The following is a 24,938-nucleotide window of genomic DNA, read 5'->3' on the forward strand; positions in this document are numbered from 1 at the left end:
AAAATAAGGCCACGCCCTGCATAGGCCTTGCACCTGCAGGTTGATCCCTCCCGGCAGGCGGTTACAGGGGTTCTGCGTGGAAATGGAGCAGGGCCAGATCTTCCCAAAAATCCGGATAGGACTTCGATACCACCCCGGCATCTTCAATGATCAGGTCCGTTTTCAGGGCCAGGGGGGCAAAGGCCATGGCCATGCGGTGGTCATTATAGGTGCCAATGCGCTGCATGGGTACAATACGGCGGCTGGGCTGCAGGTGGAGGGAGTGGTCCGTTACCCGGATTTCGGCCCCCAGTTTGGTGAGTTCATTTTCCAAAGCCACCAGCCGGTCCGTCTCCTTGATCTTCAGGGTATGCAGGCCAGTGAGTTCGCAGCCCAACCCCAGTCCGAAACAACAGGCAGCCAGGGTCTGGGCCAGGTCGGGGGCTTCAATCAGGTTGGCCTCCAGCACAGGCACGGTCGGGTCTCCCGTGCGTACCAACTCCATATAATCATTTTCAAAACGGGTGGACACCCCCAGGGGGGCAAACAGCTCCGGCAATACGCTGTCTCCCTGCAGGGAATCCTTCCGATAGGCGCGTAAGCGGATGCGGCTTCCGGTTTCGGCCAGGGCCACAATGCTGAAATAATAAGAAGCCGAACTCCAGTCGGATTCCACCACGCATTTTTGAGCGTGCAGCGAGGCCACCGGTTCTACCCGGATCCGGTTGCCCTCGAAGCGATTGGGGATCCCCAGGCTGCTCAACAGCCCCAGGGTCATGCGGATATACGGGACCGAAGTAATGGTCCCCTGAAGGGTGAGCTCCAGGCCATTGGGCAGGGAAGCCCCCACCAGCAATAAGGCCGAGATATACTGGCTGCTTACGTCGGCAGGCAGGGTAACGGCATTTTGTTGCAGCCGCTGCCCGGAAATCTTCAGGGGCGGACACCCTTCCGCCTCCAGGTATTCGATCCGCGCACCCAGGGCGCGCAGGGCATCTACCAGAATACGGATAGGCCGCTGCTTCATACGGGCAGAACCGGTCAGGGTAACCTCTACCCCCTCCCGACTGGCAAAATAAGCTGTGAGGAAGCGCATGGCCGTGCCGGCATGGTGGATATCTACTATCCCTTCGCGGCGCGAACGGCCCAACTCCATAACACGGGCATCGTCCGAATTAGACAGGTTCTCAATTTGCAGGTTAGGGTACAGGGCTTGCAGCAGCAGCAGGCGGTTGGATTCACTTTTGGAACCCGTTATGTTGATTTCACACTCCAGTTGCTCTTTGCGGGGGCCGGTAAGCTTAATGTCCAAAGCCTTTGTTTTTGGTTGGGTAAGGGCCAAAGATAGGCTATTTCAGCTTTTCGTTTTGCTGGTGCCTATCGTGGTCGCGGCGGGTTTTAAGCTCGAGTTTGCGGGCAAAGGCGGCCTCCAGGTCAATGCCGGTCTGGTTGGCCAGGCAGAGGACCACAAAGACCACATCGGCCAGTTCCTCGCCCAGGTCTTTATCCTTATCCGAGGGCTTTTCACTTTGTTCCCCGTAGCGCCGGGCGATGATCCGGGCCACCTCCCCCACCTCCTCGGTGAGCTGGGCCATATTGGTAAGCTCGTTGAAGTAACGTACCCCATGGGCTTTGATCCAATTATCTACGGCCTCCTGTGCGTTCTTGATTTCCATCGGAACCTGTTTTTGTCAAAACTACTTGTTCCGATTGTTTCTGCACAAAATTTTTGAACAATTCCCGCAGGCCGGGGTAGTACGTAGCCGGCACCACCGCCTGGTTAATACTCAGTTCCACCACCATTTGCAGGGAATGCCCATTCTGCCCAATATGATAGCTAAAGCCCCCCACCTCGTCCGGCAGGGTCATGGCGGCAGATTCGGGCAGGGAGGTAACCTCATATCCTTCGGGCAGGGCTATATTGACATTATACCGCTCCTGCCAGGGGAAGGCAAAATCCACCGGGTATTCCCGGGATTCCCGCTTAAAGGGATTTTCGTCCGAGGAAAGGTGCAACAGGGGACTGAAGAAAATTTTGTCGCCGGTAATGGCCAGGGGCTCTTCCATTTCGAATTCGATCTGTTCGGCAATGGCTTTCCCGATAACATTGGCATTCTTGCGGTCGTAAGAGATGATTTCCATACCCTCATACCGGTTCTCATAGTTTTCCAGGTATTCTTCCTCTTCCATAACCCCGTACTGACTCCGGAAGTTATACGCCCGGTAATCGGTGTACTGGGTACGCAGTTTACCACTTACCTGCCCGTCTGCATCCAGTTGGAAGTTCACAAAATGGACGCGTTTGGATGGGGCGTTGGGAAATACGGAAAGGCTGCGCGAACGCCCGTCTTCGGAAACGGAACGCCCAAACCAGTTCAGGGCGCGTACCGGCAGCAGGTTGGGCTTGGTGTATTTACTGGTGGCATCCATCAGTACATAGCCCTGGTCCAGGACCACCTGGGCCACTACATAGTTAAAACCCCTTTGGGTGGGGAGGCTGGGTACGCCGTGGTCGCGGGTACTCAGCAGCACGGGGCGGGCATCCAGGCCGGCCTCCCGGAGCATGGCCACCAGCATCAGGTTAATGTCGCCTACATTCCCGGTCTGTTCTTCGTATGCCTTGCGCACGCCCTGGTCTGTGACATACCCGTACAAGCCGTTCCAGTTCATATGCTGCTGTACATGGAAAAAGATGGCAGACAACTTCTTGATCGGATCGGTTTCGCCCCCCACCAGCTGCTCCAGGGATTTCTTAAAGTAGTTGGAACGGTTAAGCTGGTACCCGAAATTGTCGTTCTGGTAGATGCGCTCCACCACCTGGTCCCAGGTGGTGCTGAAATTCTCCCTGGGGCTTTCGGGGTACTGCACATACAAGAGTTCATAATTCACGGCAGAGCGGTAGTTGTCCATATCATTCACAAAGGGCTCTTCCACCAGTGCCGGTACATCCTTCATCTCATAGGAAATGGTGTTGATCTGGTAATCCACTGCCCCGGATTGAAAACCTTGGGTCCGATCATCGTAACGCCCCGTATCCTTATAAGTAAAATTAATCTTGCCGCTGCGCTTGCCGTATTCGGGCTGCAACAGCAGGTAGCCCTTGAATTGGGGCTTAAAAACGATATACTCCGGGATTTCCACCCGCACTTCCTGAAACTCGATCGGGATGTCATACTGCATCTCGATTTCGTCTATGCTGTAGGCAAAGGGGGAATGCACCGTGTAGCTGTATTCAATCACGCTCCCTTCACGCACATTGGGCATGGTGAATTTTGCGCGCTCATAGTAATCGTTAACCTCCTCGCTGAACTGGTCGCTTTTACGGAGTTTGTCCTCGACTACCTTGCCGTCTACCAGGTTGTAGGTGGCCCCTTTGATAGAACTCATGCCTTCCTTATCTCCCCCATTGCGGTACAGGGATTCGCTTACCGTGGCATAATCGTAGCCATCCTTGGTGTAGATTTTAACGCGCTCGTGCACCTCCCGGAACTGGTGGAAGCCGTCATTTTCGATGTATTTGTAATAGATGTAGACATTCCGGTACACCACGGAAGCAGCTACAGAGGCGGCTGCCGGGTCTGCGGTACGGGCCACCAGGGCCTCGTCCACTTTGCCGAATTTCACATCCTGGGCCCATAGGAGGGACCCCGTTATAAGGGCGATGAAGGTAGTCAGGTATTTCATGGTGGTTATTTGGTGGTATCGGATTCTATCAAAATCATTTGCAACCGGTCCGAGCGGCTTATTTTCCGGCAGAAATCCCGGTAGGCGTCATATTGGTCCGGGGCATACTCCCCAGCCTGCAGCAATACCTTGCGCTGGTAGGAGACGCTATGGGATTCCGGCTCATAGGACACCTGCAACCGGTAGTGGCCAAAAGGGGTTTCAAAGGCCGTCTCCCCCGGAAGGGCTTCCGGTCGATATCCTTTGGGAAGCGCTATCTCATAGGCTTCCTGGTCTTCAAAACCGCGTTGCACCATAAAAGGGAGTTTGCGATCCCGGTGGCGGTCCGGCACCAGGTTCAGGCGGTTCAGGGCATTGGGAGCAAAAAGCAGGCGATCCCCTGCTTTTTTGGCGTACTGGCCCGTTTCAATGTCCATACGCTGGGTAAACTGCACGGCGTCTTTATCATTTTCATAAGCCAGGCCGGACACCTCCAGATTCTCCAGATAACCCCAGCGCCTGCGGTAGTAAGAAAGCTGGTCGATTGCTCCAAGGTCTTCCAGGCCATACTGGGAATCGTACTGGGTGCCCGTGGCGCGGATTTCCACCTCCCCCTGCAGGGCACCTTCCGCGCTCAGGGCCAGGCGGGCCCTGGTCACCTGCCCGTTCTGCAGGCCCTTATAAGAGGGGGTTCGCACCAGGCGCCCCCCGTTTTCGTCAATCAGGTGTACCAGGCGGTCGTCCGTAAAATCGCCCAGAAACCCAAAAGGGATGGTCTGGGAAGTACAATCCACCCAATGCAGCTTCCCGCCCTGCGGGATGGCCAAAATCACGTGGTTCCCCTGGGATAGGTCGGCAAACCCGGGTTCAAAATCGGATTTATAGGACCCGGCTTCCACATGGACGTAATAGGAGGGGACCCCTACGGCGCTAAGTAAAGCCCGCGTATAATTAGACAGTCCCTTACAATCCCCGTATTTCACGCGATCCACCTCCAGGGCACTGATGGGTCGGATCCCCCCTATGCCCACCTGTACGCTGATGTAGCGCGTATTTTCCTGAACATACCGATAGATACGGCGCGCCCGCTCCAGGGTATCCCGGGTATCGGCCACCAAATGCAATACTTCATTCCTGGTGCTTTCGGGCAGGGCATCCCGCCCCTGCAGCATATGCGTGTACATCCACCGACCCACATCTTCCCAGGTATCTACCTGCCCTTCTATGCCTTCGTAACCAAAATGCAGGGGGCGTACCATCACTTTGGGTACCACCTCAGAAAAGGGGGGGCTCATGCTTTCGTCCCGCATGGCCGGAATGTTGCGCCCGGAATAGCGAAACCCGTTGAAAAAGGTTTCCTTTTCAATCTCATATCCCTCCAGTAATACCTCCCGCACTTCAGGCACCAGGTCCGGCCGGTCGTATCGCAATTCAAAATGGCTTTCCTGGGTACTCACCCGGTAACCGCTAAGGAAATACCAGTTGGGCAACGGGGCCGTGTTCTCATTTTCCACCGTATACCGGACTACCAGGGTGTACGGATAGGAAACCGGGGTGTGGTCCAGGTACAGGCTGCGCGAATCCGAATACAGGGTACCCCCGTCCACTGCACTTACATCCATGAAATCCCGTTGCCTGAATTTCCGGTTTTCCCGGCCCATGGCATCGTATTCCACGGCTTCAATATCCCGGATTTTACGGCTGTCGTTGTAGCCCACTACAGCCCGGGCGTGCCGGTCGCCCCGGCTGTTGAATACGGTAACGGCCCGTTCCATGTCCACCTCCATGCGAAAGAGGTCCCGCAGCTTCACGGTCATTTTTTCATACCGCACCACGGCATCGGCCTGGGCCTTCAGGTCATCCGGGATCAACACGGCCTGGTATCGGGATTCCTGGGCCTGGCCCAGGGAGGCAAACAAGAGGAAAATCCCGGGGAGGAACGTAAAAATTCGGTTCATTAATGGGTAATCGCGGCTGGTCTTGCTCCTAAATATGGAACATTTCTTACAAAAACGGAATCTTTTTCGATAAAAATCCTATTCCCGCCGCCGGCTATCCATGGTAATGGTTACGGGGCCGTCATTGGTCAGGGCTACTTTCATGTCGGCCCCGAATACCCCTTCCCCTACCGGTTTGCCCAGTAAACCGGACAATTGTTCCACAAAGCGGGTGTAGAGGGGAACCGCTTCCCCGGGGCGGGCCGCCCGGATATAGGAAGGGCGGTGCCCTTTTTTGGTAGCAGCCAGCAAAGTGAACTGGCTCACGGCAATGGCCTGCCCGCCCGTGTCCAGCAGGGAGCGGTTCATCACCCCTTCGGCATCGTTGAAAATTCGCATATGGGCCACCTTATGGGCCAGCCATTCGGCTTCCTCCGGCGTGTCGCCCACCTCTACGCCAAGTAACACCAACAACCCGGGACCTATCTCGGCCACCCGCTGGCCTTCCACGGTCACAGACGCTTCCAGTACACGTTGGATTACAGCTCTCATAATTCGCAGCTTAGCGGTAGGTTTCGTCTTCCCCCAGGAGGATTTGCAGGTAGGAGTGGTACCGGCTCTCGGCTATGCGCCCCTCCTCCAGGGCCTGTTTTACGGCACATTTGGGTTCGTCCACATGCAGGCAGTTGTTAAACTTGCACTCGGATTTCAGGGCAAAGAATTCCGGGAAGTAATCCCCGATTTCCTCCTTCTCCATATCGACCAGGCCAAACCCTTTAATCCCGGGGGTATCGATAATGCGGGCGTCAAAGGACAGGTCGTACATCTCGGCAAAGGTGGTGGTATGCTGCCCCTGCCGGTGTTGTTCGGAGGTTTCCATAGTGCGCAGCTGCAACTCCGGGGCAATCCGGTTGATCAGGGTGGATTTTCCCACCCCTGAATGCCCGGCAAACATGGAGGTCTTCCCCTTCATGAGTGCTGCCACCTGGTCTGTGCCTACGCCGGTTTTAGCGGAAATCTCCAGGCAGGTATACCCGATGCCGGCATAGAGGTCCATCAGGTGGTGGGTGGCCTCCCCGGAAACCGAGTCAAAGGTATCCGCCTTGTTGAATAACAACACACTAGGGATGCCATAGGCCTCGGCCGTGGCCAGGAAACGGTCGATAAAAACGGTAAAGGTGGTGGGGTTTTCCAGGGTGATCAGCAGGAAAACCTGGTCAATATTGGCCGCGATGATATGGGTCTGCTTGGAGAGCTTTACCGCCTTGCGTACCATGTAATTCTTACGGGGCAGGATTTCCTCGATTTGCCCCACGTTTTCCCCCGCCACGGATTCCAGGCGGAACTTTACCTGGTCACCCACGGCAATGGGGTTGGTGCTTTTGATGTCCTGTATGCGGAATTTTCCCTTGATGCGGCAATCGTAGCGTTGCCCATCCTCGGCTTTTACCTGGTACCAGCTTCCGGTAGATTTATATACGGTTCCCTGCATTGGTTTTCTTGGCGCTTCGCAAATTACGGATAATACCGTAACATTACAGGAAAGACCGGTATAGTCGATAACTTAAAAACAATCCTTATGAAAAACATTGCATTACTCGCCATGCTATTACTGGCCCCAGCTCTGGCTGTTCAGGCGCAGACCTACAAAGTGATTACCAGTGTGGAATCCATTGTGCCAAACGGCCTTGGGCGTTCCCGTATCATTAACGCCATGGAGGAAAAGGACTATCAGGAATTCACCAGCGTGCAAACCGAAGAAGACAACACCCGGAACAAATCAGACCGGGGCGAAATCCGGGTGAAAAATTTTGAGGAAACCAAATTGCTCAACTTTTTTAACCTGACAGGTATCCGTTTTCAAAATATTGCCGCCAATGACGCTTTGCTCTCATCCATGATCAACGACATGGTAGCCAACGGCTGGGAACTTGCCTTTGTTACCAGCGCAGTGGAAAGCGATGGCGGGAAAGGTGATGGTCAGGGCATATTTATTACCCGTTATATATTCCGGAAATAGCATATTTCTCAATAAAAAAGCCCCGTGAACTTTCCGGGGCTTTTTAATACTTTACGGATTTCGAATCAATCCCGAATATAAATCCGCCCGCCAAAGATGCGATCCTTGGTAACCTGAGCTGGGTTACCGTATACCACTACATCCCCCCCGGCGCGGATCTCGATATCCACCCGTTCGGAGGCATATAATTCGGCTTCCCCCCCGGCAGATACCCGGATATCGCTGGAATCTGTACGCAATTCGCGTCCCTCGAAGATTCCGCCCGTATTGATCCGGATCACCTGGCTGGTCGCCAGGCCGCTGGCCTGCACTATTCCACCGGTAACCGCGCGGATGTCTGCATGGCGTACCTGCATCCCGATTTCAATGCGGGCCCCTTCCTGGGCGCGCAGTTCAATGCGGTCCTGCTCCAGGAGTTCATTGCAAACCACCCGGGCCCCTTCATTGGCGTCTATGACTTCCAGGTCCGTGTAATAGACTTCAATAAAAGTATCCTCCCCGGTAAACTTGCGATCCAGTTCCATCCGGAGTTTCAGGACACCGTCCCGGTTCACAAACTGGATGTCTTCCGTATTTTCCCCTTTGATCAGGATACGGTTCTGGTCGGAACGGATCAGGTTGACTTCAATCAGGTCGAATACCTTGATTTCATGGAAGGCGCCCACTTCGCGGTCAATGGTGCGCTGGGCCATAGCCAGGGGGGCCAGGGCCCAAATAAAGCAGAAGGTCAGAAAATATTTCATGAGGTTCGTTTTGTGTTCTCTTGTAAAGAAGACTTTAGAACCTATTTGTTACAGTTTATTTCCCCTATCAAAATTTAACCTATTTTGGGAGCAGTTTCCCCTGTACGTCAAACCAAAGAAAAATCACTAGAAACAAGAATTACCCATGATGAAAAAAATTTTCCTGTTACTGCTTTGCAGCCCTTTCCTTTCACTTTCACAAACCAGCCTTTACGAAAATCCGGATTTTGACCAGATCGCACAGGGGCACCGCATCATTGCCATTGTGCCTTTTAAAACCCAGGTGAAACTGCGCCCGAAACAAATGAAGGATATGACGGACGAACAACTCGATCGGCTGGAACGCTCCGAAGGGGAAGGTATCCAGAGTGCCATGTATTCCTGGTTCCTGAAGCGCAAAAAACGCGGCAGCCTGCAAACCCTGGAGCTCCAGGACCCGCGCACCACCAATGCCATCCTTGCGAAATCGGACATCGACTATGACAACATCCTGGAGTATACGCCCCAGGAACTGGCCAACCTCCTGGAGGTGGATGCCGTGATTTCCGGGGATTATGAAACGGACAAACCCATGTCTGAGGGGGCTTCCGTAGCCCTGGGCCTGCTGGTGGGCTTCTGGGGCGCCACCAACAATGCCATCATCAATATGAGCGTGCACAACGCAGCAGACGGGGTACTGCTCTGGAACTACAACAAGAAAGTGCGCGGCAGCATTGGCAGCAGCCCGGATGACCTGGTGAATATCCTGATGCGGAAGGCCTCCAGGCGGCTGGCTTACACCAAAAATTCGGAGTAGGCGCTAAACGCCTTACCTAATAAAAAAAGCCCGGGATTCCTCCCGGGCTTTCCTTTTTTGGCACCTGTTGTTCCGTCAGGACTTGATGACTTTTTCCTGGTGGTTAATGGATTCCTGGTGGATGGCCTTGAACATCCGCAGGACAAACTCCTCGCTCAGTCCATGGCTTTCCCCCTCCAGGATCATACTGCCCAAAATGGCATTCCAGCGACCGGTCTGGAGCACGGCCACGTTACGCTGCTTTTTCAGGCCCCCGATGGCATCGGAGATTTGCATCCGCTTGCCCAGGATCTCAATCAGCTGGTTGTCGATCACATCGATCTGGGCCCGCAGGTTGCTGAGCTTGCTGTTGTATTCGGCTTCCTCGTCCGATTCCTTCCGGATCCTGAGGTCTTGCATAATCTGTACCAGGCGCTCCGGGGTAACCTGCTGGGCGGCATCGCTCCAGGCGTTGTCCGGATCCGTATGGGTCTCGATCATCAGCCCGTCAAAATTCAGATCCAGGGCAGTCTGGGACACATCGAAGATCAGGTCCCGACGGCCTGTAATGTGGGAGGGGTCATTGATCAGAGGCAGGTCCGGGAAGCGGGTCTGCAATTCAATGGCCAGCTGCCATTCCGGGATATTCCGGTATTTGGTTTTCTGGTAGGTGGAAAACCCGCGGTGGATCACTCCCAGGTTCTTGATGTTGGCGGAGTATAGCCGCTCCACGGCCCCCAGCCAGAGGGAAAGGTCCGGGTTTACGGGGTTTTTGATCAGGACAATTTTGTCCGTTCCCTCCAGGGCATCGGCAATCTCCTGCACAATAAACGGGCTCACGGTAGAACGCGCTCCAATCCACAACAGGTCAATGTCGTGCTCCAGGGCCAGGTCCACATGGGCCTTGTTGGCTACTTCGGTGGCCGTTTTCAGGCCGGTTTCGGCCTTCACCTTTTGTAACCACTTCAGGCCAATGGCCCCTACCCCTTCAAAGTTTCCGGGGCGGGTCCGGGGTTTCCAGATCCCGGCCCGGTAGTAATTCACGTCCGTATCCTTGAGCTGGTGTGCAATGGCCATCACCTGCTGTTCGGTCTCCGCGCTACAGGGCCCTGCAATCACCAGGGGGTGCGACAGGCCCATATCGTCCAGCCATTTGCGCATTTGCTTCGAATTTTCCATAATCTAGTCTGCTTTATTGTTCAATGGTATTCCTTTTAAAATGTCCCGGATGCGGTTGGTATGGTCCATCTCCCGGTAGAGGGCCTCGTACTGATCGGCCGCTAATTTATCGCGGAAATCCCGGAGGTTGGCAATGTATTCATCCAGGGTTTCCAATACGTTTTCCTTATTCTGCTCAAATATGGGGGTCCACATGGCCGGGGAACTCTTGGCCAGGCGAACCGTGCTTTCAAAACCACTCCCCGCCATATCGAAAATATCGCGTTCATTCTTTTCCTTCTCGATCACCGTTTTCCCCAACATAAAGGAGCTGATGTGTGAGAGGTGGGAAACATAGGCGATATGCCGGTCGTGAGCCTCGGGGTTCATGTAGCGGATGCGCATCCCGATCTTCCCGAAGAGTTCCAGGGCGCGTTCCTGGATTTGGAAGGCGGTTTGTTCCACTTCGCAAATGATGTTGACCTTGCCGTGGAACAACCCTGATACCGCTGCTTCCGGCCCGGTAAATTCCGTTCCCGCAATGGGGTGGCATGCCAGGAAGTTACGGCGTTTGGGGTGCCCGGCTACCGCCCGGCAGATGGGCACCTTGGTAGAGCCGGCATCGACCACAAGGGTGTGCTCGCCTACCGCATCCAGCAGGCCGGGCAGGGTTTCCGTAATGTGGTTCACCGGGATACTCACCACCACCAGGTCGGCCGCTTGCAGGTCTTCCGCGCCGGCCTCCCCGTCCACGAGCTTCAGGGCGATGGCCTTGGCAAGGTGGTCCGGGTTGCGGTCCTGCCCCAGTATCCGCGCCCCGGGAACCGCCATGCGGATGTCCCTGGCCAGGGATCCCCCAATAAGTCCTATGCCCAGAATGACTGCATTCATGCTTTGTTGTTTTTTTGGGTTTTGACCCCGGCCCCGGCCAGGCGGTCAATAGCCTCCCGGATCCGCTCCTCCGGCACGCAGAGGGAAAATCGCACATAGCCTTCCCCGGCGTCCCCGAAAATGGTGCCCGGGGCAATGAAGATATAGTGCCGGTGCAGCAGGTGGTCAATATAGGTTTCGGCATCCGGGCTTCCTTCCGGTAAGCGGGCCCAGACAAACATCCCTACCGCCTGTGGATCGTACCGGCAGCCCAGCAGGTCGGCCAGCTCATACATGGCCTTTCGCCGGCTCCCATACACCGCATCCAGGCGGTCAAACCACTGCGGCCCGCTTTTCATGGCGGCTACCGCCCCTTTCTGTATCCCGTAAAACATCCCGGAATCCATATTGCTTTTCACCTTGAGCACGGAGGCAATCAGGGGGGCGGCCCCCAGGACCATCCCCACCCGCCAGCCGGCCATGTTAAAGGTCTTGCTCAGGGAGTTGAGTTCCAGTACATGCCCGCTGTCTGCATCGGCCTCCAGGATGCTCAGGCGCTCCCGGCTCAGCACAAAACTGTAGGGGTTGTCATTCACCAGCAGGATGTTGTGGCGGCGGGCAAAAGCCACCAGAGCTTCCAGTTGCTCCCTCGAGGCACGGGCTCCGGTAGGCATGTGCGGATAGCTGATCCACATAAGTTTGACCCCATCGAGCCCGGCGGCTTCCAGCGCTTCCAGGTCCGGGAACCAACCGTGGGACTCACTTAGGGTATAGAATTCCGGATGGGCGCCCACCAGGCGCGTAACCGAGGCATAGGTAGGATACCCGGGGTTTGGGATCAGGACCCTGTCCCCGGGGTTCAGGAAGGCCATGCTGATGTGCATGATCCCCTCTTTGGAGCCCATCAGGGGGAGAATTTCCGTATCCGGGTTCAGGTCCACCCCGAATTTACTGGCGTAAAAGGCCGCAATGGTTTGCCGCAGTTCGGGCAGGCCCTGGTAGCTTTGGTACTGGTGCGCGCCGGCATGGTCCACCGCCTCCCGCAAGGTGTGCAGTACCTCCGGGGCCGGGGCCAGGTCCGGGCTGCCGATACCCATATTGATCACCGGGTGGCCCTGGGCCATCATGCCCCGGACTTCCCGGAGTTTGGTGGAGAAATAGTACTCCTTTACGTGCTGGAGTCTTTCGGCTTCCTGTATCATTGCCTTGCATTTTTGTATTCGCCCAGTACCCGGAAATCTTCGGTCATGATCTGCAGAAGTGCTTTTGCCTTTTCAAAGGAATCATACGCCTCAAAGGTCACGTCCACAAAGAAGGAATACTTCCAGGGGGTTTCAATGACGGGCAGGGACTGGATTTTGGTCAGGTTCAGGTTGCAGTCGCTCATCACGTTAAGCACCGTGGCCAGGCTGCCGCGTTTGTGGTCCGTGAGGAAACGCACGGAAGCCTTGTTAATTTCGGCCCTGGGCAATTCCTTGTTTATGGTCTTCAGGACAATAAAGCGGGTGGCATTGTTTTTTATGGTCTGGATTTCACGGGCCAGGATATCCAGGTCGTAGAGTTCTGCGGCAATTTCCGGGGCTATGGCTGCAATCCCCTCCAGGCCATTCTGACGGATATTCCGGGCGGTTTCGGCCGTGTCCACATCCTCTACCAGTTTTACCTGCGGCAGGGTTTTCAGGTACTCCCGGCACTGCAACAGGGCCATAGGATGGCTGCGAACCTCCCGCAGGTCGGAAAGCTGCTGCCCAGGCAGGGCCATCAGGTTGTGGTGTACGTTCAGGTAGTGTTCCCCAATGATGTGCAGGCCGTTCTCGCAGACCAGGGCATAGTTGGGGATAATGGAGCCCGCAATGGAGTTCTCGATGGCCATCACGGCCTTGTCTGCCCGGCCCTCCATAAGGGTATCGACCATACCGTGAAAGGACAGGCATTCCACCAGCTCGATCTCGCGGCTGAAATACTCCGAGGCCACCTTGTGGTGGTTGGACCCCAGTACTCCCTGAATGGCTACGCGCAATGGCTTCATCTTCTGTTTTGTTTCAGCGGCCTGCCGCAGGCCTAAAAAAAAAGTCCCGTTTGAAACGGGACCCTGTGATATCTGGTTGCATACCAACTACAACGGTCCCGTACCCCTTTTAAAAAAGAAGTAGAAATACAAACCGCTATAAAAGAAAGTCGGACGCATAGGTGTCTTATCTGGCGCCTAAGGTAAATATTAAATTGAATTTCCGATACTTCTGCCAACATTTTTCAAAAAAAAAGAGGAATGGGAACTTTCGTTGCGAAATCAAAAGCCATTTTTACCATTCTTTATGAAATCCGAACTCTTCAAATCCCGGGGCAGGCTTTCCCGGGCTTTGTGTATTTTTACCAAAAACCCGGCATATGTCCATCCGCGTTTCGCAAATCAGTAAATCCTTCGGGGCCCAAAAGGCTCTGGACCAGGTGAGTTTTTCCATCGAAAAAGGGGAAGTTGTCGGTTTTCTGGGTCCCAACGGCGCCGGGAAATCCACCCTGATGAAAATCCTTACCACCTACTACCAGGCAGACTCGGGTAGTGCCGCCGTAAACGGCTATGACGTGGTAGCCAATCCCAGGGACGTACAGCGGAGCCTGGGCTACCTCCCCGAACACAATCCTCTGTACCTGGACCTTTATGTGCGGGAATACCTGAATTTTTGCCGCCGCGTATTCGGGGTGGGCAAGGATCGCGTGGAAGCCGTGATCGGACAAACCGGCCTGCACCCCGAAGCCCGAAAAAAGATCGGGCAGCTTTCCAAAGGATACCGGCAGCGGGTGGGGCTGGCGGCCGCCCTGCTGCACGACCCCGAAGTACTGATCCTGGACGAACCCACCACCGGCCTGGACCCCAACCAACTCCTGGAAATCCGCAAACTGATCCGGGATATTGCCAAGGACAAGACCATTTTGCTCTCTACCCATATTATGAAGGAAGTGGAGGCGGTTTGCGACCGGGTATTGATCATCAACAAAGGACAACTGGTGGCGGACACCACCCTGGAGGCCCTGCGGGAAGGGGAAACCCAGGTGATTGAAGTGGAATTTGACTACCGGGTGGAAGAAGCCCTGCTGCAGCGACTGGACCACGTGGCCCAGGTGCGCAACACCGGGGGATTTGTGTATGAAATCCACTTTTCCACCTCCGTGGACATGCGGCCGGCCGTCTTTGATTTTGCCCACGATAATGAGCTGAAAACCCTGCAGCTCTCCCGTAAAACCCGGAACCTGGAGAGCCTCTTTACGGAACTCACCACGGCCGGGGAAACCCTGTAGAATTTAGTCGACCAACTGGTAATCGATGGTGGAAACCACCCGGATCTTTTTGATGTGGGGGGAATTGGCGTCCAGGTTTTCTATGGTAAAAATCCCCTGGCGGGCAGCGCGTATGGGCCCCACCTGGCTCCCGGAATCCCGGGCAAATTTGGCCGCAACCTCCCGGGCATTGCGCGTGGCTTCTTCAATCATTTCGGGTTTCAGGGAATTGAGCCCGGTGAAGATGTACTCCACGGGCTGCCATTCGTTTTTGGAAGCAAAGAGGATCCCTTCCGACAGCAGTTGCAGGCTGGCATTGAGGGCTTGCTGCAATTTGGGGATATCCGTAGTGCGCACGGTAATTTCAGATTTGGCCAGGTAGCGGTTCACCGCATATTGCGCATTGTTGTTATAGATATTGGCCTGGGCATCGCTGATGTTCACCACCCCCATCCGCACCTCTGTGGTGTCAAAACCCTGGTCCATAAAAAAGGTATAAACCTGTTCGTTCTGCCGGCTGATCCGCCCCTGCAGGGTTTGCAGGTCATTTCCGGTCAGGACAATATTGATGGGCCATACGGCCAGGTCTGCCGGCACTTCCCGTTCGGACAACCCCTTCACGCTTACCAGGCGGTCCCATTGCTTGCCTTTCAGGTAGGTGTTGCCGATAAAATAACCGCCCAGGGTCAGGCCCAGGGCTAAAAACAAGGCGGGAAGTACGAATGTGGATTTCATTGGAAAAATATCAGGGCCGGGGCACCGGCAGGTTCACTTTTATCTACGCGCCCAAAGGGCCTCCCGGATCTCTCACCCCTCCAATTCAGGGTAAACCACCTTGTCGCTTACTTCGGGGACATTTCCCGTGTAGGCTTTCCCGCGAAGGCGACCCACCGTATGGGCTTTCAGACCCTCCTCCGGGAAGGACCGGATCAGGCCCTCAATCGCCTGCTGGTCTGCAGGTTCCCGTATGGGTTCCAGCCACTGGTCTACTCTGTTTTCCGGCAGGATCAGGGGCATGCGGGGGCCCGCCAGTTTGGGGTTGTTGTGGATGCGCGCCATCATAGGGTTACCCTCCGTGGTTACTATACTGAAGGTGGTCAGGATTTCCCCGGTTTCGGGATTGGCCCAGTCACTGTACAGGCAGGCCAGGGCCATGGGCTCCCCGTCTGCGGGGTAAATGAAATACGGATACGCCTTCCCCCCGTGGTGGTGGTGTTCGTAGAACCCATCCACATAAAGCAGGCAGCGATGGTTCCGGGCCGCGGTGCGGAAGGAGGGCTTTTCGAACACGGTCTCCCCCCGGGCGTTCAGGGTCTGGTTCCAGAGTTTCTGCTGCTGGGCGTGGTCCCGTACCCAATGGGGCACCAGGCCCCAGGTGGCCACGCAGGGGAAATCTGGTTGCTGGTCCGTATAGATCAGCATCCTGGGGTGGCTGAAGCCCGAAGCGTGAAACAGGGGCAGGTCCGTTTGCGGCAGCAAAGATTCCCGGATCTCGGCCGCAGCCTCGGCATCGCCCCGATGCAGGGCCCGTTTCAGCTGGGCCGTCTTACTGGCTTTGATGTCGTAGCACATGGGTGGGTGTAAATGGGCGGGGACGATCCCCGCCCCGGATAACAATTTACCGGTTTTGCCTGCAACCCGCAAGCAGCCGGCCTTCAGGCTAAGGCTCCTACTCCAACAGGAACTTCACCTGTACGTTTACCTCCACTTTGATCTTGCGAAACTCGGCATCAATGGCTTCGTAGGAAGATTTTTCCCTGCCCATATCATCGGAGGCGGCGCGCATGGCCATGACCGGGCCATAGACCGGACCATAGTTCCCGCTATCGGAAATATAAACCGCCTTCCCGACCTTTTGCTCTACGGCCCCGGCCATGATCTCGGCCAGGTTGCGGGCTTTCAGTACGGCCAGGGCCTTGAGTTCGGTCTGCAACTGCTCCATTTTGGAGTATTCCGACCGCTGCATCCGCACATTGGAAACCCCCAGTTGTTCCAGTTCGTATAGCACGCAACCCGCGGTGGCGGCGTCGTATACCAGGAGTTCAAAGCCCTTTTGTTTGAGCACTTTTTGCCCCTTCAGGAAATAGGACTGAAAATTGCTGGAAAGGCCGGACATGGTCAGCTGTTTTCCGGTATCGATATCGCATTTTTCAAGGGCGCGGACCATGCGGGTTTCCAGTTTTTCCAGGGAGACCCGGTCCTTGGCATCTGCTTCCTGAAGCTGGATGGCCAGGTAAATGCGGTCCGGGGTAACCAGGGAATCTGCAGACGCCTGGGTTTCCAGGAAGGGGGTATCCAGAAAATTCTTGTTTTGGGCAAAACCCGTAGTCAGGGCTGCCAGGGTCAGGAGGGAGAGGATGTACTTTTTCATAGGGATGTCGTTTCGGTTCCGTTTGTATCGGAGGTTTAAAGGTACAGGATCGCCTTGCTAAATCCGAACCCAGATGCGCCAAAACTACCTTTGATTTTGCCAAGGGGTATCTGGAAGCGTAAAACTGCTGGGGAGTTGCAGGGCGGAAGGTTATTTTGAAATTGGGTGGGAGGGCGGGGGGACCCCTTCCCCAACAACGTTAATAAAAAGGCCCATTACCGGAAAAAAGAAACAGCCCTTATGCCCCATCCGGATCCTCCAGGATCCGATCGATCACCATATCCAGATACGCCTGTATCCCGGGGTCGGTACAATTCACCAGGATACCAATTGCGGTCTGGTACTCCGGATACACATAGAAGTTACTGTAGCCGCCTACTCCGTTGCCAACATGCCCGTAATATGCACGGCCAGCCGCATCCCGGCTTACCTGCCATCCCAGCCCGTACCATGTGGGATTTCCTCCTACCTCCTGGGATTGCAGAAAATCAGCTTTGAGGTCTTCGGGAATGGCAGCTCCCTGAAGGTAGGCCTTCCCCAGGCGGCAAAGGTCTGCAACGGTAGACAAATACCCGCCCCCGGCCAGTTTATAGCGGTTGTCTACTTCTAGGGCCCTGCGAAAGCCTGCCCGGCTCCGGGTGTAGAATCCGGCCTGGCCCGCTACGGGATAGACAGGGTCCTCCGGGGTGGTATGCTCCATCCCCAGGGGGCGCAGCACTTCCTGTTCCACCAGCCGCTCAAAGGGAAGTCCGGCTGCCCGCTCCATGGCCAGGGACAGCAGGACAAAATCGAAACTGTTGTAATTAAACCCGGTTCCCGGCTCAAATTCCAGGGGGTCATCCCGGAATACCTCTAACCCCTGGGCAATGGACATGGGGCGGTTCAGGGCGTATTCCTTGCCCCGGTAAGCGCGCAAACCCGCGGTATGGGCCGCCAGATGCCGAAGGGTGATACCTGTCTGGGGGTATTCCGGTACATAGCGGGCAAGGGGATCGTCCAGGGAAAGGATCCCCTGCCCCACCAGGCGGGCCAGGGCTGTGGCGGTAATGGGTTTGGACACGCTGGCTATCCGAAAAACCGTGTGTTCCGGATCTACCGGGAGGCCTTCCTCCAGGTTTGCCAGGCCATACCCCTTAAAAACCGGGGGGCGGTTCCCCCGGCATACCCCAATGGCCAATCCTGGAACATGCCCGCCCGGCGGCAGGGCGGCCAGCATGGCATCCACTTCCGGGGCGGGCCCGGGCAATGGCGCTTCCCGCGGCCCGGCAGCCACACCAAAAAAAGGCAATATCCGCTCCCAGAACCCTTTCATCATTCCCCAACAAATACGAGCCTGCCGCGGAACAATTCGGTTACCTCCACCTCGGGCGGGCGGTTATAGCTGCGCACATCGCCATAGCCGCGAATCTGCCCTTCAATGCGGGTGGTGGGAAAGACCTCCACGGCATTGCTGCCCCGGTGGCTAACCCGAACGGTCGCAGCCTGTAAGCCGGCCGCTTCTACCCGGGAGTCCCCGGCAGCCACGGTAACCCCCAGGAAATCCACGGCCCCGCGCAGCTGGAAATAGGCGATGCCATTGGCCACCACACTCACCCGCCCCCCGGAAAATTCCAGGTCAAAGGTTCCATCTGTGGTAGCGGTAGCCGGGTTGTTGAAACTCTCGGAAACCAGGCTAAGGTTACTGAAGTTCAGCGGGCCTGCGCTTTCTATGGGTAGGCCGGTACTGCTTCGGATTTCCTGTAATTCCGGCACGGTTACGTAAAAGGTTGTCTCCCCGTACGGGCGAAAAAGGTTACAGGCATTTTCATTGCGCAGTTCAAGGGTGCCATCCACCACCGCCGCACTAATTTCAGGCAACAGGTTTTTGCCGCTTTCCAGGCGCACTTCCTGCACATCGCCCTGGCGGACCACCAGGCGGATGCGCTCGTACACCACAATTCGGTCAAAAGGCGGCAGGTCCCAGACCTGCGCTACCGGATCCCCGGCACCCTGGAAACAGTCGGGGGTATTTTTCCCGCAGCCATAGGGCAGGCACAAGGCCAGCATCAGGAGGTAAAATATCTTTTTCATAAGCGAATACCTATTCCGATTTCCAAAGCCTCTGCCTTGGCGGCATGGGATTTCAGGGTAATGGCCGCAAACCATCGGGAGCCGAAATACCGTTTCATCCCAATTCGGTTATAGACCCGCCCCTCAAAATCAAAGGGGTAATACACATAATAACCCAGCTGGGTAACCACGCTCAGATTGTTGACAAACAACTCGTGGCCCAGGAATATCCCGGCGCGTTTGTAGTCCGCATCCGGGGAAACCTCCAATTCCGGAAAGGCGGCCGCCTGATAGCGGATCAGCTCCTTCAGGAAATTGGAAAAATACAGGTCTGTCCCCAGTTGCAAGGCACTGAATCGGCCCAGGCGTTTGTCTGCATAGGCCGAGAGGATGTAGAATGGAAATTGGCCTGACCCCACAATATCGCTCTCGTTCACCCCGCCCCGGAATACCAGGTTCAGCCGCAGGGGTTCTCCCCCAAACGTTTCAGAAGGCGGCAGGTAGGGGCGCTCCACCTGGTCCAGGTTATACAGCACCCCGGCGGTAAGCCCGAAAGTATTGGTGGAGGTATTGGGCGCCCGCACATTGGCATTCGAATAATGCACCAGCGCCAGGCCGGCCCTAACCCCCCAGGGTCCCCAGAGGCGTTCCCGGTAATACTGCAGCATCAGGTAGGTGGAACTGAGCAGGTGGCTGCCGTAGGCATTGTTCCTAAAATTATCTTCGGCATCGTAGGGGTTGGTATTGTAAGCCACCCCCTGGCCTATGCGCAATTGCAGGCGCCGCTGGAGAAAATAAAAATTATAGTGCAGGTACAGCCCCAGATTGTCGCCCAGGGTCTCATCGGCCATGTGTTGGTAGATGAAGGAAACCCCGGTATCCGGGTAATTAAACCGGCCCTGCCAGTCTTCTGCCCCGAAGGTTTGGGTATTCCACCCCAGGATAAGCCCGGCGGGATGCCCCTGGATCAGGTGGGAAATGTCGGGGTTGTGCAACAGGATGGACCCGTAAAACGGGCTGACATCCAGGGTCCGGGAAGGGGATTCTCCCTGTGCCTTTAATGAGGTTACACAAAGGAGGCCGAAAACAAGTAGGAAATATCCGCGGCTCATGCAGGGCAAAGGTACTTCTTTTTATTCCACAGGTAGCGGTATCAGAAGACGGCCTGCGCAATGGCCTTGATGTTGTCGGATTTCCCCATGGAGTAATAATGGAGTACGGGTACCCCTGCGGCTTTCAGTTCCCGGGATTGCTCAATGGCCCATTCGATGCCCACCTGGCGTACGGCAGCATTATCCTTACAGGCTTCTACCGCCTCAATAAGCGCTTCGGGCAGGTCCGTACGGAATACCTGGGGCAGCAATTGCAGGTGCTTCTTCACGGCAATGGGCTTGATGCCCGGTATAATGGGAACCGCAATACCGGCTTCCCGGCACTGACGGGTGAATTCAAAGAATTTCTGGTTGTCGAAAAACATTTGGGTCACGATGTAATCCGCTCCCAGGTCTACCTTGTGCTTCAGCCACTTCAGGTCGGTGCGCAGGGAGGGGGCCTCCATGTGCTTTTCCGGGTACCCTGCCACGCCAATACAGAAGTCCGGGGTATTGTTGGTTTCCACCACGTCGTGGAGGTAATTCCCCTGGTTCAGGTCCGCAATCTGGGATACCAGTTCGGAGGCATAGGTATGCCCTCCCTGGGTGGGTTCAAAATACTTTTGCCCTTTCATGGCATCTCCCCTAAGGGCCATCACATTGTCGATGCCCAGGTACTGGCAATCCACCAGCAGGTATTCCGTTTCTTCCCGGGTAAACCCGCCGCAAAGTACATGGGGGATGGTATCCACATTATATTTGTGCATAATGGCGGCGCAGATGCCCAGGGTACCCGGGCGCATCCGGGTCACCTTTTTGTCGAACAGCCCGTCCCGGTCAATAAAGACGTATTCCTCCCGGGAGGTCGTAACATCAATAAAGGGGGGGTTAAACTCCATAAGTGGGTCAATATTGCTGTAGAGCTCTTCGATGTTCTTCCCCTTCACCGGAGGGATCACTTCAAAGGAAAACTGGGTTTCCTTGGCCGCTTGTATATGCTGGGTGACTTTCATGACATGCAGGTTCGTTTATTCGGTATCCGCCAGGTTGGGGCGCAACCATTTTTCAGCTTCTTCCAGGGGGATGCCCCGGCGTTGGGCATAATCCTCCAATTGGTCGGGTTTGATCTTACCCACCCCGAAATAACGGGCCTGGGGGTGTGCAAAGTAATACCCGCTTACACTGGCCGCCGGCCACATGGCCAGGCTTTCGGTGAGGCGAACCCCTATGCGCTCCTCTACCTGGAGCACGTCCCAGAGGGTTTGCTTTTCCAGGTGGTCCGGGCAGGCCGGGTAACCGGGTGCCGGGCGGATGCCCTGATACGCTTCCCGGATCAACCCGGCGTTGTCCAGGGTTTCCCCGGGGGCATACCCCCAGTACCGGGTGCGCACCTCCCGGTGCAGGTATTCGGCAGCCGCCTCGGCCAGCCGGTCGGCCAGGGCTTTTACCATAATGCTGCGGTAATCGTCCAGTTCTTCCAGGTAACGGGTAGCCAGTTTGTCTGCCCCAAAACCAGCCGTCACGCAAAAACAGCCCATGTAATCCTGCAGCCCGCTTTCGGCCGGGGCAATGAAATCGGCCAGGGCCAGGTTGGGCACCCCTTCCTTTTTGCGTCCCTGCTGGCGCAGGGTCAAAAGCCTCCGGGGTTCATGACCGGGAGGATGAATCTCAATATCGTCCGCCCCCACGCGGTTGGCGGGAAACAGCCCAAACACCGCACGCGCCGTCAGGCTGCGTTCGCGGATCAGCTGGCGCAACATGGTGCGCGCATCCTCATACAAGCCTTTGGCCTGCTCCCCCACTACCGCATCCTCCAGGATATCGGGGAATTTTCCGTGCAGGTCCCAGGAGCGGAAAAACGGGGTCCAGTCAATATAGGGCTCCAGCTTACGCAGGTCCAGCGGGTCCAGGCACTCAACGCCCAGGTGTCGGGGTACGGTAATATCTGTCTCTTCCCAGGAAATGGCCAAGGCATTGGCCCGGGCCTCCTCCAGGGACAGGTAGGCCTTCTCCCGCCCGCGTTTCAGGTAGCCGGCCCGCAGCTCCTGATAGGTGTTCCTGACATTTTGAGCATAGGCCTGCCCGCTTTCGGGTTGCAGCAATTCCCCGGCCACCGTCACGGCACGGCTGGCATCCGGCACATGCACCACGGCCCCCCTATAGGCCGGGTCGATTTTTACCGCGGTATGCGCGCGGCTTGTGGTAGCCCCTCCGATCAACAAGGGCAGGCGAAACTCCTGCCGTTCCATTTCAGATGCCAAAAAGACCATCTCGTCCAGGGAAGGCGTAATCAGGCCGCTCAGGCCGATCATATCCACCTGATGTTCCCGGGCCTGCTGCAGGATACGCTCCGGGGGTACCATGACCCCCAGGTCCACAATGTCGTAATTGTTGCAGGCCAGCACCACGCTTACAATATTCTTTCCGATGTCGTGCACATCACCTTTTACCGTGGCCAGCAGAATCTTTCCTGCGCTTTTGCCCCCCTGGGCATCCTCGGCATTGGCGGCTTCGATATAGGGGGTCAGGTAGGCCACGGCCTTTTTCATCACCCGGGCCGATTTGACCACCTGGGGCAGGAACATCTTTCCGCTCCCGAACAGGTCGCCAACCACGTTCATGCCGGTCATCAGGTGCCCCTCAATCACTTCAATCGGGCGTGCCGCCTGTTGCCGGGCCTCTTCCACATCGGCCTCAATATACTGGTCGATCCCCTTTACCAGGGCCCGGGTAATCCGGTCCTGCAAGGGGGCTTCCCGCCAGCTCAGGTCCTCGCTTCGTTCCCGCACCCGCCCCTCTACGGTCTGGGCAAATTCCAGCAGGCGTTCGGTAGCGTCCTCCCTGCGGTTTAGCAATACGTCCTCCACATGAGTCAGCAGGTCGCCGGGGATGTCGTCATAAACCTCCAGCATGGTGGGATTTACAATCCCCATGTTCATCCCGGCCTGTATGGCGTGGTAGAGGAAGGCGGAGTGCATGGCTTCCCGCACCGCATTGTTGCCCCGGAAACTGAAGGAAACATTGCTCACCCCCCCGCTTACGCTGCAGTGGGGCAGGTTTTGGCGCACCCAACGGGTAGCTTCGATAAAGTCCACGGCATTGCGGCGGTGTTCTTCCATCCCGGTGGCCACGGGAAAAATATTCAGGTCAAAAATGATGTCTTCCGGCGGGAATTGTACTTTTTCGGTCAGCAGGCGGTACGAGCGCGCTGCGATCTCGATGCGCCGCTCATAGGTGTCCGCCTGCCCGGTTTCGTCAAAGGCCATGACAATCACGGCAGCCCCGTACATGCGTATTTTGCGCGCTTGTTCCAGGAAAGCCTCCTCGCCTTCTTTCAGGGAAATGGAATTCACCACGCATTTACCCTGTACCACCTGCAGGCCAGCCTCCAGGATTTCCCATTTGGAACTGTCGATCATTACCGGTACCCGGGCAATGTCGGGTTCGGCCATCATCAGGTTCAGGAAGGTCACCATGGCCTGCTTCCCGTCTATCATCCCGTCGTCCATGTTGACGTCGATGATCTGGGCCCCGCCTTCCACCTGCTCGCGCGCAATGTCCAGGGCAGCCTCGAACTGCCCTTCCTTGATCAGCCGCAGGAATTTCCGGGAACCGGCCACATTGGTACGTTCCCCCACATTCACGAAATTGCTTTCCGGGGTGATCACCAGGGCCTCCAGGCCGGAGAGTTTCAGGTATTTGGGCGTGTGTTCAGGCAAGGGTTTACGGATTTTGTACAGGCTGATGTGGGGCCTGGAAAGGCCGGGGTTTAAACGTCCTCGCCAGGGCGGCAATGGCCCGGATATGTTCGGGGGTGGTCCCGCAACACCCCCCAAGGATATTGACCAGGCCGCGTTCCAGGTACTCCCGGAGCTGTTCCTGCATTTGTTCCGGGCTTTGGTCGTACTCGCCGAAGGCGTTGGGCAGGCCGGCATTGGGGTGGGCAGACACCGCCTGGGGCGCCCGCTGGGCCAGGATTTCCAGGTAGGGTACCAGTTGCTCGGCCCCCAGGGCGCAATTCAGGCCCACGGACAGGAGGGGAATGTGGGATACCGAGATCAGGAAGGCCTCCGGGGTTTGTCCCGAAAGGGTCCGGCCGGAAGCGTCGGTTATGGTCCCGCTTACCATCACCGGGATGTCAATGCCCCGTTCGGCTTTAACCTCTTCAATGGCAAAGAGGGCGGCCTTGGCGTTCAGGGTGTCGAATACGGTTTCTACCAGCAGCAGGTCTGCCCCGCCATCCAGCAGGCCTTCCACCTGTTCCCGGTACGCCTGGCGCAGGGCCTCGAAGGTAATAGCCCGGTAGCCCGGATCGTTTACGTCCGGCGACATACTGGCCGTCTTGTTGGTGGGCCCCATGCTCCCGGCCACAAAGCGGGGTCGGGACGGGTCTTTTTGGGTAAAGGCATCGGCCTGGGCCCGGGCAATTTCAGCCGAAGCCCGGTTCAGTTCATAGGCCAGGGCTTCCATCCCGTAGTCGGCCATACCGATGGAAGTGGAGGAAAACGTATTGGTCTCAATAATATCAGCCCCGGCTTCCAGGTATTTCCGGTGCACCTCGGCAATAGCCCCGGGCTGGGTGAGGGAGAGCAGGTCGTTGTTGCCCTGCAGGGGTTGGGGCCAGTCCTTAAAGCGGTCTCCTCGGAAGTCCGCTTCCGTGAAGTTATAGCGCTGCAACATGGTCCCCATGGCGCCGTCAAGCACCAGGATGCGATCGTTCAGGATGGAATACAGGTCCGCCATATCATACATTTGGGTCCGTGCCATACCCCCGAAACCTTTCGGAAGGTAGAAACTGAATTGCAAAACATCGAGTAAAAATGGGAAATGGCCTGGAAAGCCGGTTGGTTATCTGTCCGGCGTACCGGATAGAATGTAGCACCTTCTCCGGCCCAGTGGCCCGAGGGTTGCTAAGGCTTCGCAGGGTCTATTCCCTCCACCTTTCTCGATAACAATGCAGCCTGGCAATGAACTGGCGCAAAGTAACGGCACCTGCCCGGCAAAAA

23 protein-coding genes and 1 riboswitch are annotated in these 24,938 nt (G+C 56.3%); of the genes, 3 read left to right on the forward strand and 20 right to left on the reverse strand.

The window, feature by feature from the left end:
- Positions 1-61 precede the first annotated feature (61 nt).
- The 6 genes from OZ410_RS01070 to rsgA form a co-directional block, all read right to left on the reverse strand.
- Positions 62-1,291, reverse strand: a complete 1,230-nt coding sequence (locus OZ410_RS01070; protein WP_277706061.1) for a 3-phosphoshikimate 1-carboxyvinyltransferase — start codon at positions 1,289-1,291, stop codon at positions 62-64.
- Positions 1,292-1,328: 37 nt separating this feature from the next.
- Positions 1,329-1,655 carry a nucleotide pyrophosphohydrolase gene (locus OZ410_RS01075; protein WP_277706062.1) on the reverse strand — a complete coding sequence of 109 codons (327 nt, stop codon included), beginning with the start codon at positions 1,653-1,655 and terminating at the stop codon, positions 1,329-1,331.
- Positions 1,621-3,663: a transglutaminase domain-containing protein gene (locus OZ410_RS01080; RefSeq protein ID WP_277706063.1), complete on the reverse strand. Its 2,043-nt coding sequence runs from the start codon at positions 3,661-3,663 to the stop codon at positions 1,621-1,623. Before OZ410_RS01080 ends, OZ410_RS01075 begins: the two co-directional genes overlap by 35 nt.
- A gap of 5 nt (positions 3,664-3,668) precedes the next feature.
- On the reverse strand, positions 3,669-5,600 hold the full coding sequence (locus OZ410_RS01085; protein WP_277706064.1) for a DUF3857 domain-containing transglutaminase family protein: 1,932 nt from the start codon (positions 5,598-5,600) through the stop codon (positions 3,669-3,671).
- 78 nt (positions 5,601-5,678) lie between these two features.
- Positions 5,679-6,131 (reverse strand): D-aminoacyl-tRNA deacylase, encoded by a 453-nt coding sequence (gene dtd, locus OZ410_RS01090; RefSeq protein ID WP_277706065.1) that lies wholly within the window; start codon positions 6,129-6,131, stop codon positions 5,679-5,681.
- A gap of 10 nt (positions 6,132-6,141) precedes the next feature.
- Positions 6,142-7,071: a ribosome small subunit-dependent GTPase A gene (gene rsgA / locus OZ410_RS01095; RefSeq protein ID WP_277706066.1), complete on the reverse strand. Its 930-nt coding sequence runs from the start codon at positions 7,069-7,071 to the stop codon at positions 6,142-6,144.
- Positions 7,072-7,158: 87 nt separating this feature from the next.
- Here rsgA and OZ410_RS01100 point away from each other — a divergent pair, with 87 nt between their 5' ends.
- Positions 7,159-7,599 (forward strand): hypothetical protein, encoded by a 441-nt coding sequence (locus tag OZ410_RS01100; protein ID WP_277706067.1) that lies wholly within the window; start codon positions 7,159-7,161, stop codon positions 7,597-7,599.
- A 65-nt stretch (positions 7,600-7,664) separates the two neighbouring features.
- Here OZ410_RS01100 and OZ410_RS01105 read toward each other — a convergent pair whose 3' ends face one another.
- Entirely contained in the window at positions 7,665-8,342 is a 678-nt protein-coding gene (locus tag OZ410_RS01105) for a head GIN domain-containing protein (RefSeq protein WP_277706068.1), read from the reverse strand.
- Between the two features lie 145 nt (positions 8,343-8,487).
- Between OZ410_RS01105 and OZ410_RS01110 the strand changes: the two genes are divergently transcribed.
- Positions 8,488-9,138, forward strand: a complete 651-nt coding sequence (locus tag OZ410_RS01110) for a hypothetical protein (RefSeq protein ID WP_277706069.1) — start codon at positions 8,488-8,490, stop codon at positions 9,136-9,138.
- A 75-nt stretch (positions 9,139-9,213) separates the two neighbouring features.
- Here the strand turns inward: OZ410_RS01110 and OZ410_RS01115 are convergent, their stop codons facing one another.
- Genes OZ410_RS01115 through OZ410_RS01130 form a run of 4 tightly spaced genes read right to left on the reverse strand, consistent with a single transcriptional unit; the run spans position 9,214 to position 13,174 of the window.
- Positions 9,214-10,296 (reverse strand): bifunctional 3-deoxy-7-phosphoheptulonate synthase/chorismate mutase type II, encoded by a 1,083-nt coding sequence (locus OZ410_RS01115; protein ID WP_277706070.1) that lies wholly within the window; start codon positions 10,294-10,296, stop codon positions 9,214-9,216.
- Between the two features lie 3 nt (positions 10,297-10,299).
- Entirely contained in the window at positions 10,300-11,166 is an 867-nt protein-coding gene (locus OZ410_RS01120) for a prephenate dehydrogenase (RefSeq protein ID WP_277706071.1), read from the reverse strand.
- Complete coding sequence (locus tag OZ410_RS01125; protein ID WP_277706072.1) at positions 11,163-12,347, reverse strand: pyridoxal phosphate-dependent aminotransferase; 1,185 nt, start codon at positions 12,345-12,347, stop codon at positions 11,163-11,165. Before OZ410_RS01125 ends, OZ410_RS01120 begins: the two co-directional genes overlap by 4 nt.
- The gene (locus OZ410_RS01130; protein WP_277706073.1) at positions 12,344-13,174 is read right to left on the reverse strand and encodes a prephenate dehydratase; all 831 of its coding nucleotides are present in this window, start codon (positions 13,172-13,174) and stop codon (positions 12,344-12,346) included. The genes OZ410_RS01125 and OZ410_RS01130 overlap by 4 nt, the downstream gene beginning before the upstream one ends.
- 359 nt (positions 13,175-13,533) lie before the next feature.
- Between OZ410_RS01130 and gldA the strand changes: the two genes are divergently transcribed.
- The gene (gene gldA / locus OZ410_RS01135; RefSeq protein ID WP_277706074.1) at positions 13,534-14,442 is read left to right on the forward strand and encodes a gliding motility-associated ABC transporter ATP-binding subunit GldA; all 909 of its coding nucleotides are present in this window, start codon (positions 13,534-13,536) and stop codon (positions 14,440-14,442) included.
- A gap of 3 nt (positions 14,443-14,445) precedes the next feature.
- Here the strand turns inward: gldA and OZ410_RS01140 are convergent, their stop codons facing one another.
- The 9 genes from OZ410_RS01140 to OZ410_RS01180 form a co-directional block, all read right to left on the reverse strand.
- Positions 14,446-15,156: an SIMPL domain-containing protein gene (locus OZ410_RS01140; RefSeq protein WP_277706075.1), complete on the reverse strand. Its 711-nt coding sequence runs from the start codon at positions 15,154-15,156 to the stop codon at positions 14,446-14,448.
- A gap of 72 nt (positions 15,157-15,228) precedes the next feature.
- A complete protein-coding gene (locus tag OZ410_RS01145; RefSeq protein WP_277706076.1) occupies positions 15,229-15,993 on the reverse strand; it encodes an SOS response-associated peptidase in 765 nt (254 codons plus the stop codon).
- 97 nt (positions 15,994-16,090) lie between these two features.
- Entirely contained in the window at positions 16,091-16,792 is a 702-nt protein-coding gene (locus OZ410_RS01150) for an SIMPL domain-containing protein (protein WP_277706077.1), read from the reverse strand.
- Between the two features lie 238 nt (positions 16,793-17,030).
- Positions 17,031-18,107: a serine hydrolase domain-containing protein gene (locus tag OZ410_RS01155; RefSeq protein WP_277706078.1), complete on the reverse strand. Its 1,077-nt coding sequence runs from the start codon at positions 18,105-18,107 to the stop codon at positions 17,031-17,033.
- Positions 18,104-18,862, reverse strand: a complete 759-nt coding sequence (locus tag OZ410_RS01160) for a head GIN domain-containing protein (RefSeq protein WP_277706079.1) — start codon at positions 18,860-18,862, stop codon at positions 18,104-18,106. Before OZ410_RS01160 ends, OZ410_RS01155 begins: the two co-directional genes overlap by 4 nt.
- Complete coding sequence (locus OZ410_RS01165; protein ID WP_277706080.1) at positions 18,859-19,953, reverse strand: acyloxyacyl hydrolase; 1,095 nt, start codon at positions 19,951-19,953, stop codon at positions 18,859-18,861. The genes OZ410_RS01160 and OZ410_RS01165 overlap by 4 nt, the downstream gene beginning before the upstream one ends.
- A 41-nt stretch (positions 19,954-19,994) precedes the next feature.
- Entirely contained in the window at positions 19,995-20,945 is a 951-nt protein-coding gene (gene metF, locus OZ410_RS01170) for a methylenetetrahydrofolate reductase [NAD(P)H] (RefSeq protein WP_277706081.1), read from the reverse strand.
- Between the two features lie 15 nt (positions 20,946-20,960).
- A complete protein-coding gene (metH, locus tag OZ410_RS01175; RefSeq protein ID WP_277706082.1) occupies positions 20,961-23,651 on the reverse strand; it encodes a methionine synthase in 2,691 nt (896 codons plus the stop codon).
- A 4-nt stretch (positions 23,652-23,655) separates the two neighbouring features.
- On the reverse strand, positions 23,656-24,675 hold the full coding sequence (locus tag OZ410_RS01180; RefSeq protein WP_277707153.1) for a homocysteine S-methyltransferase family protein: 1,020 nt from the start codon (positions 24,673-24,675) through the stop codon (positions 23,656-23,658).
- A gap of 102 nt (positions 24,676-24,777) precedes the next feature.
- A riboswitch (SAM riboswitch) is annotated at positions 24,778-24,887 on the reverse strand.
- Positions 24,888-24,938: the final 51 nt, after the last annotated feature.

The organism is Robiginitalea aestuariiviva, assembly GCF_029537735.1.
Classification (GTDB): Bacteria; Bacteroidota; Bacteroidia; order Flavobacteriales; family Flavobacteriaceae; genus Robiginitalea; species Robiginitalea aestuariiviva.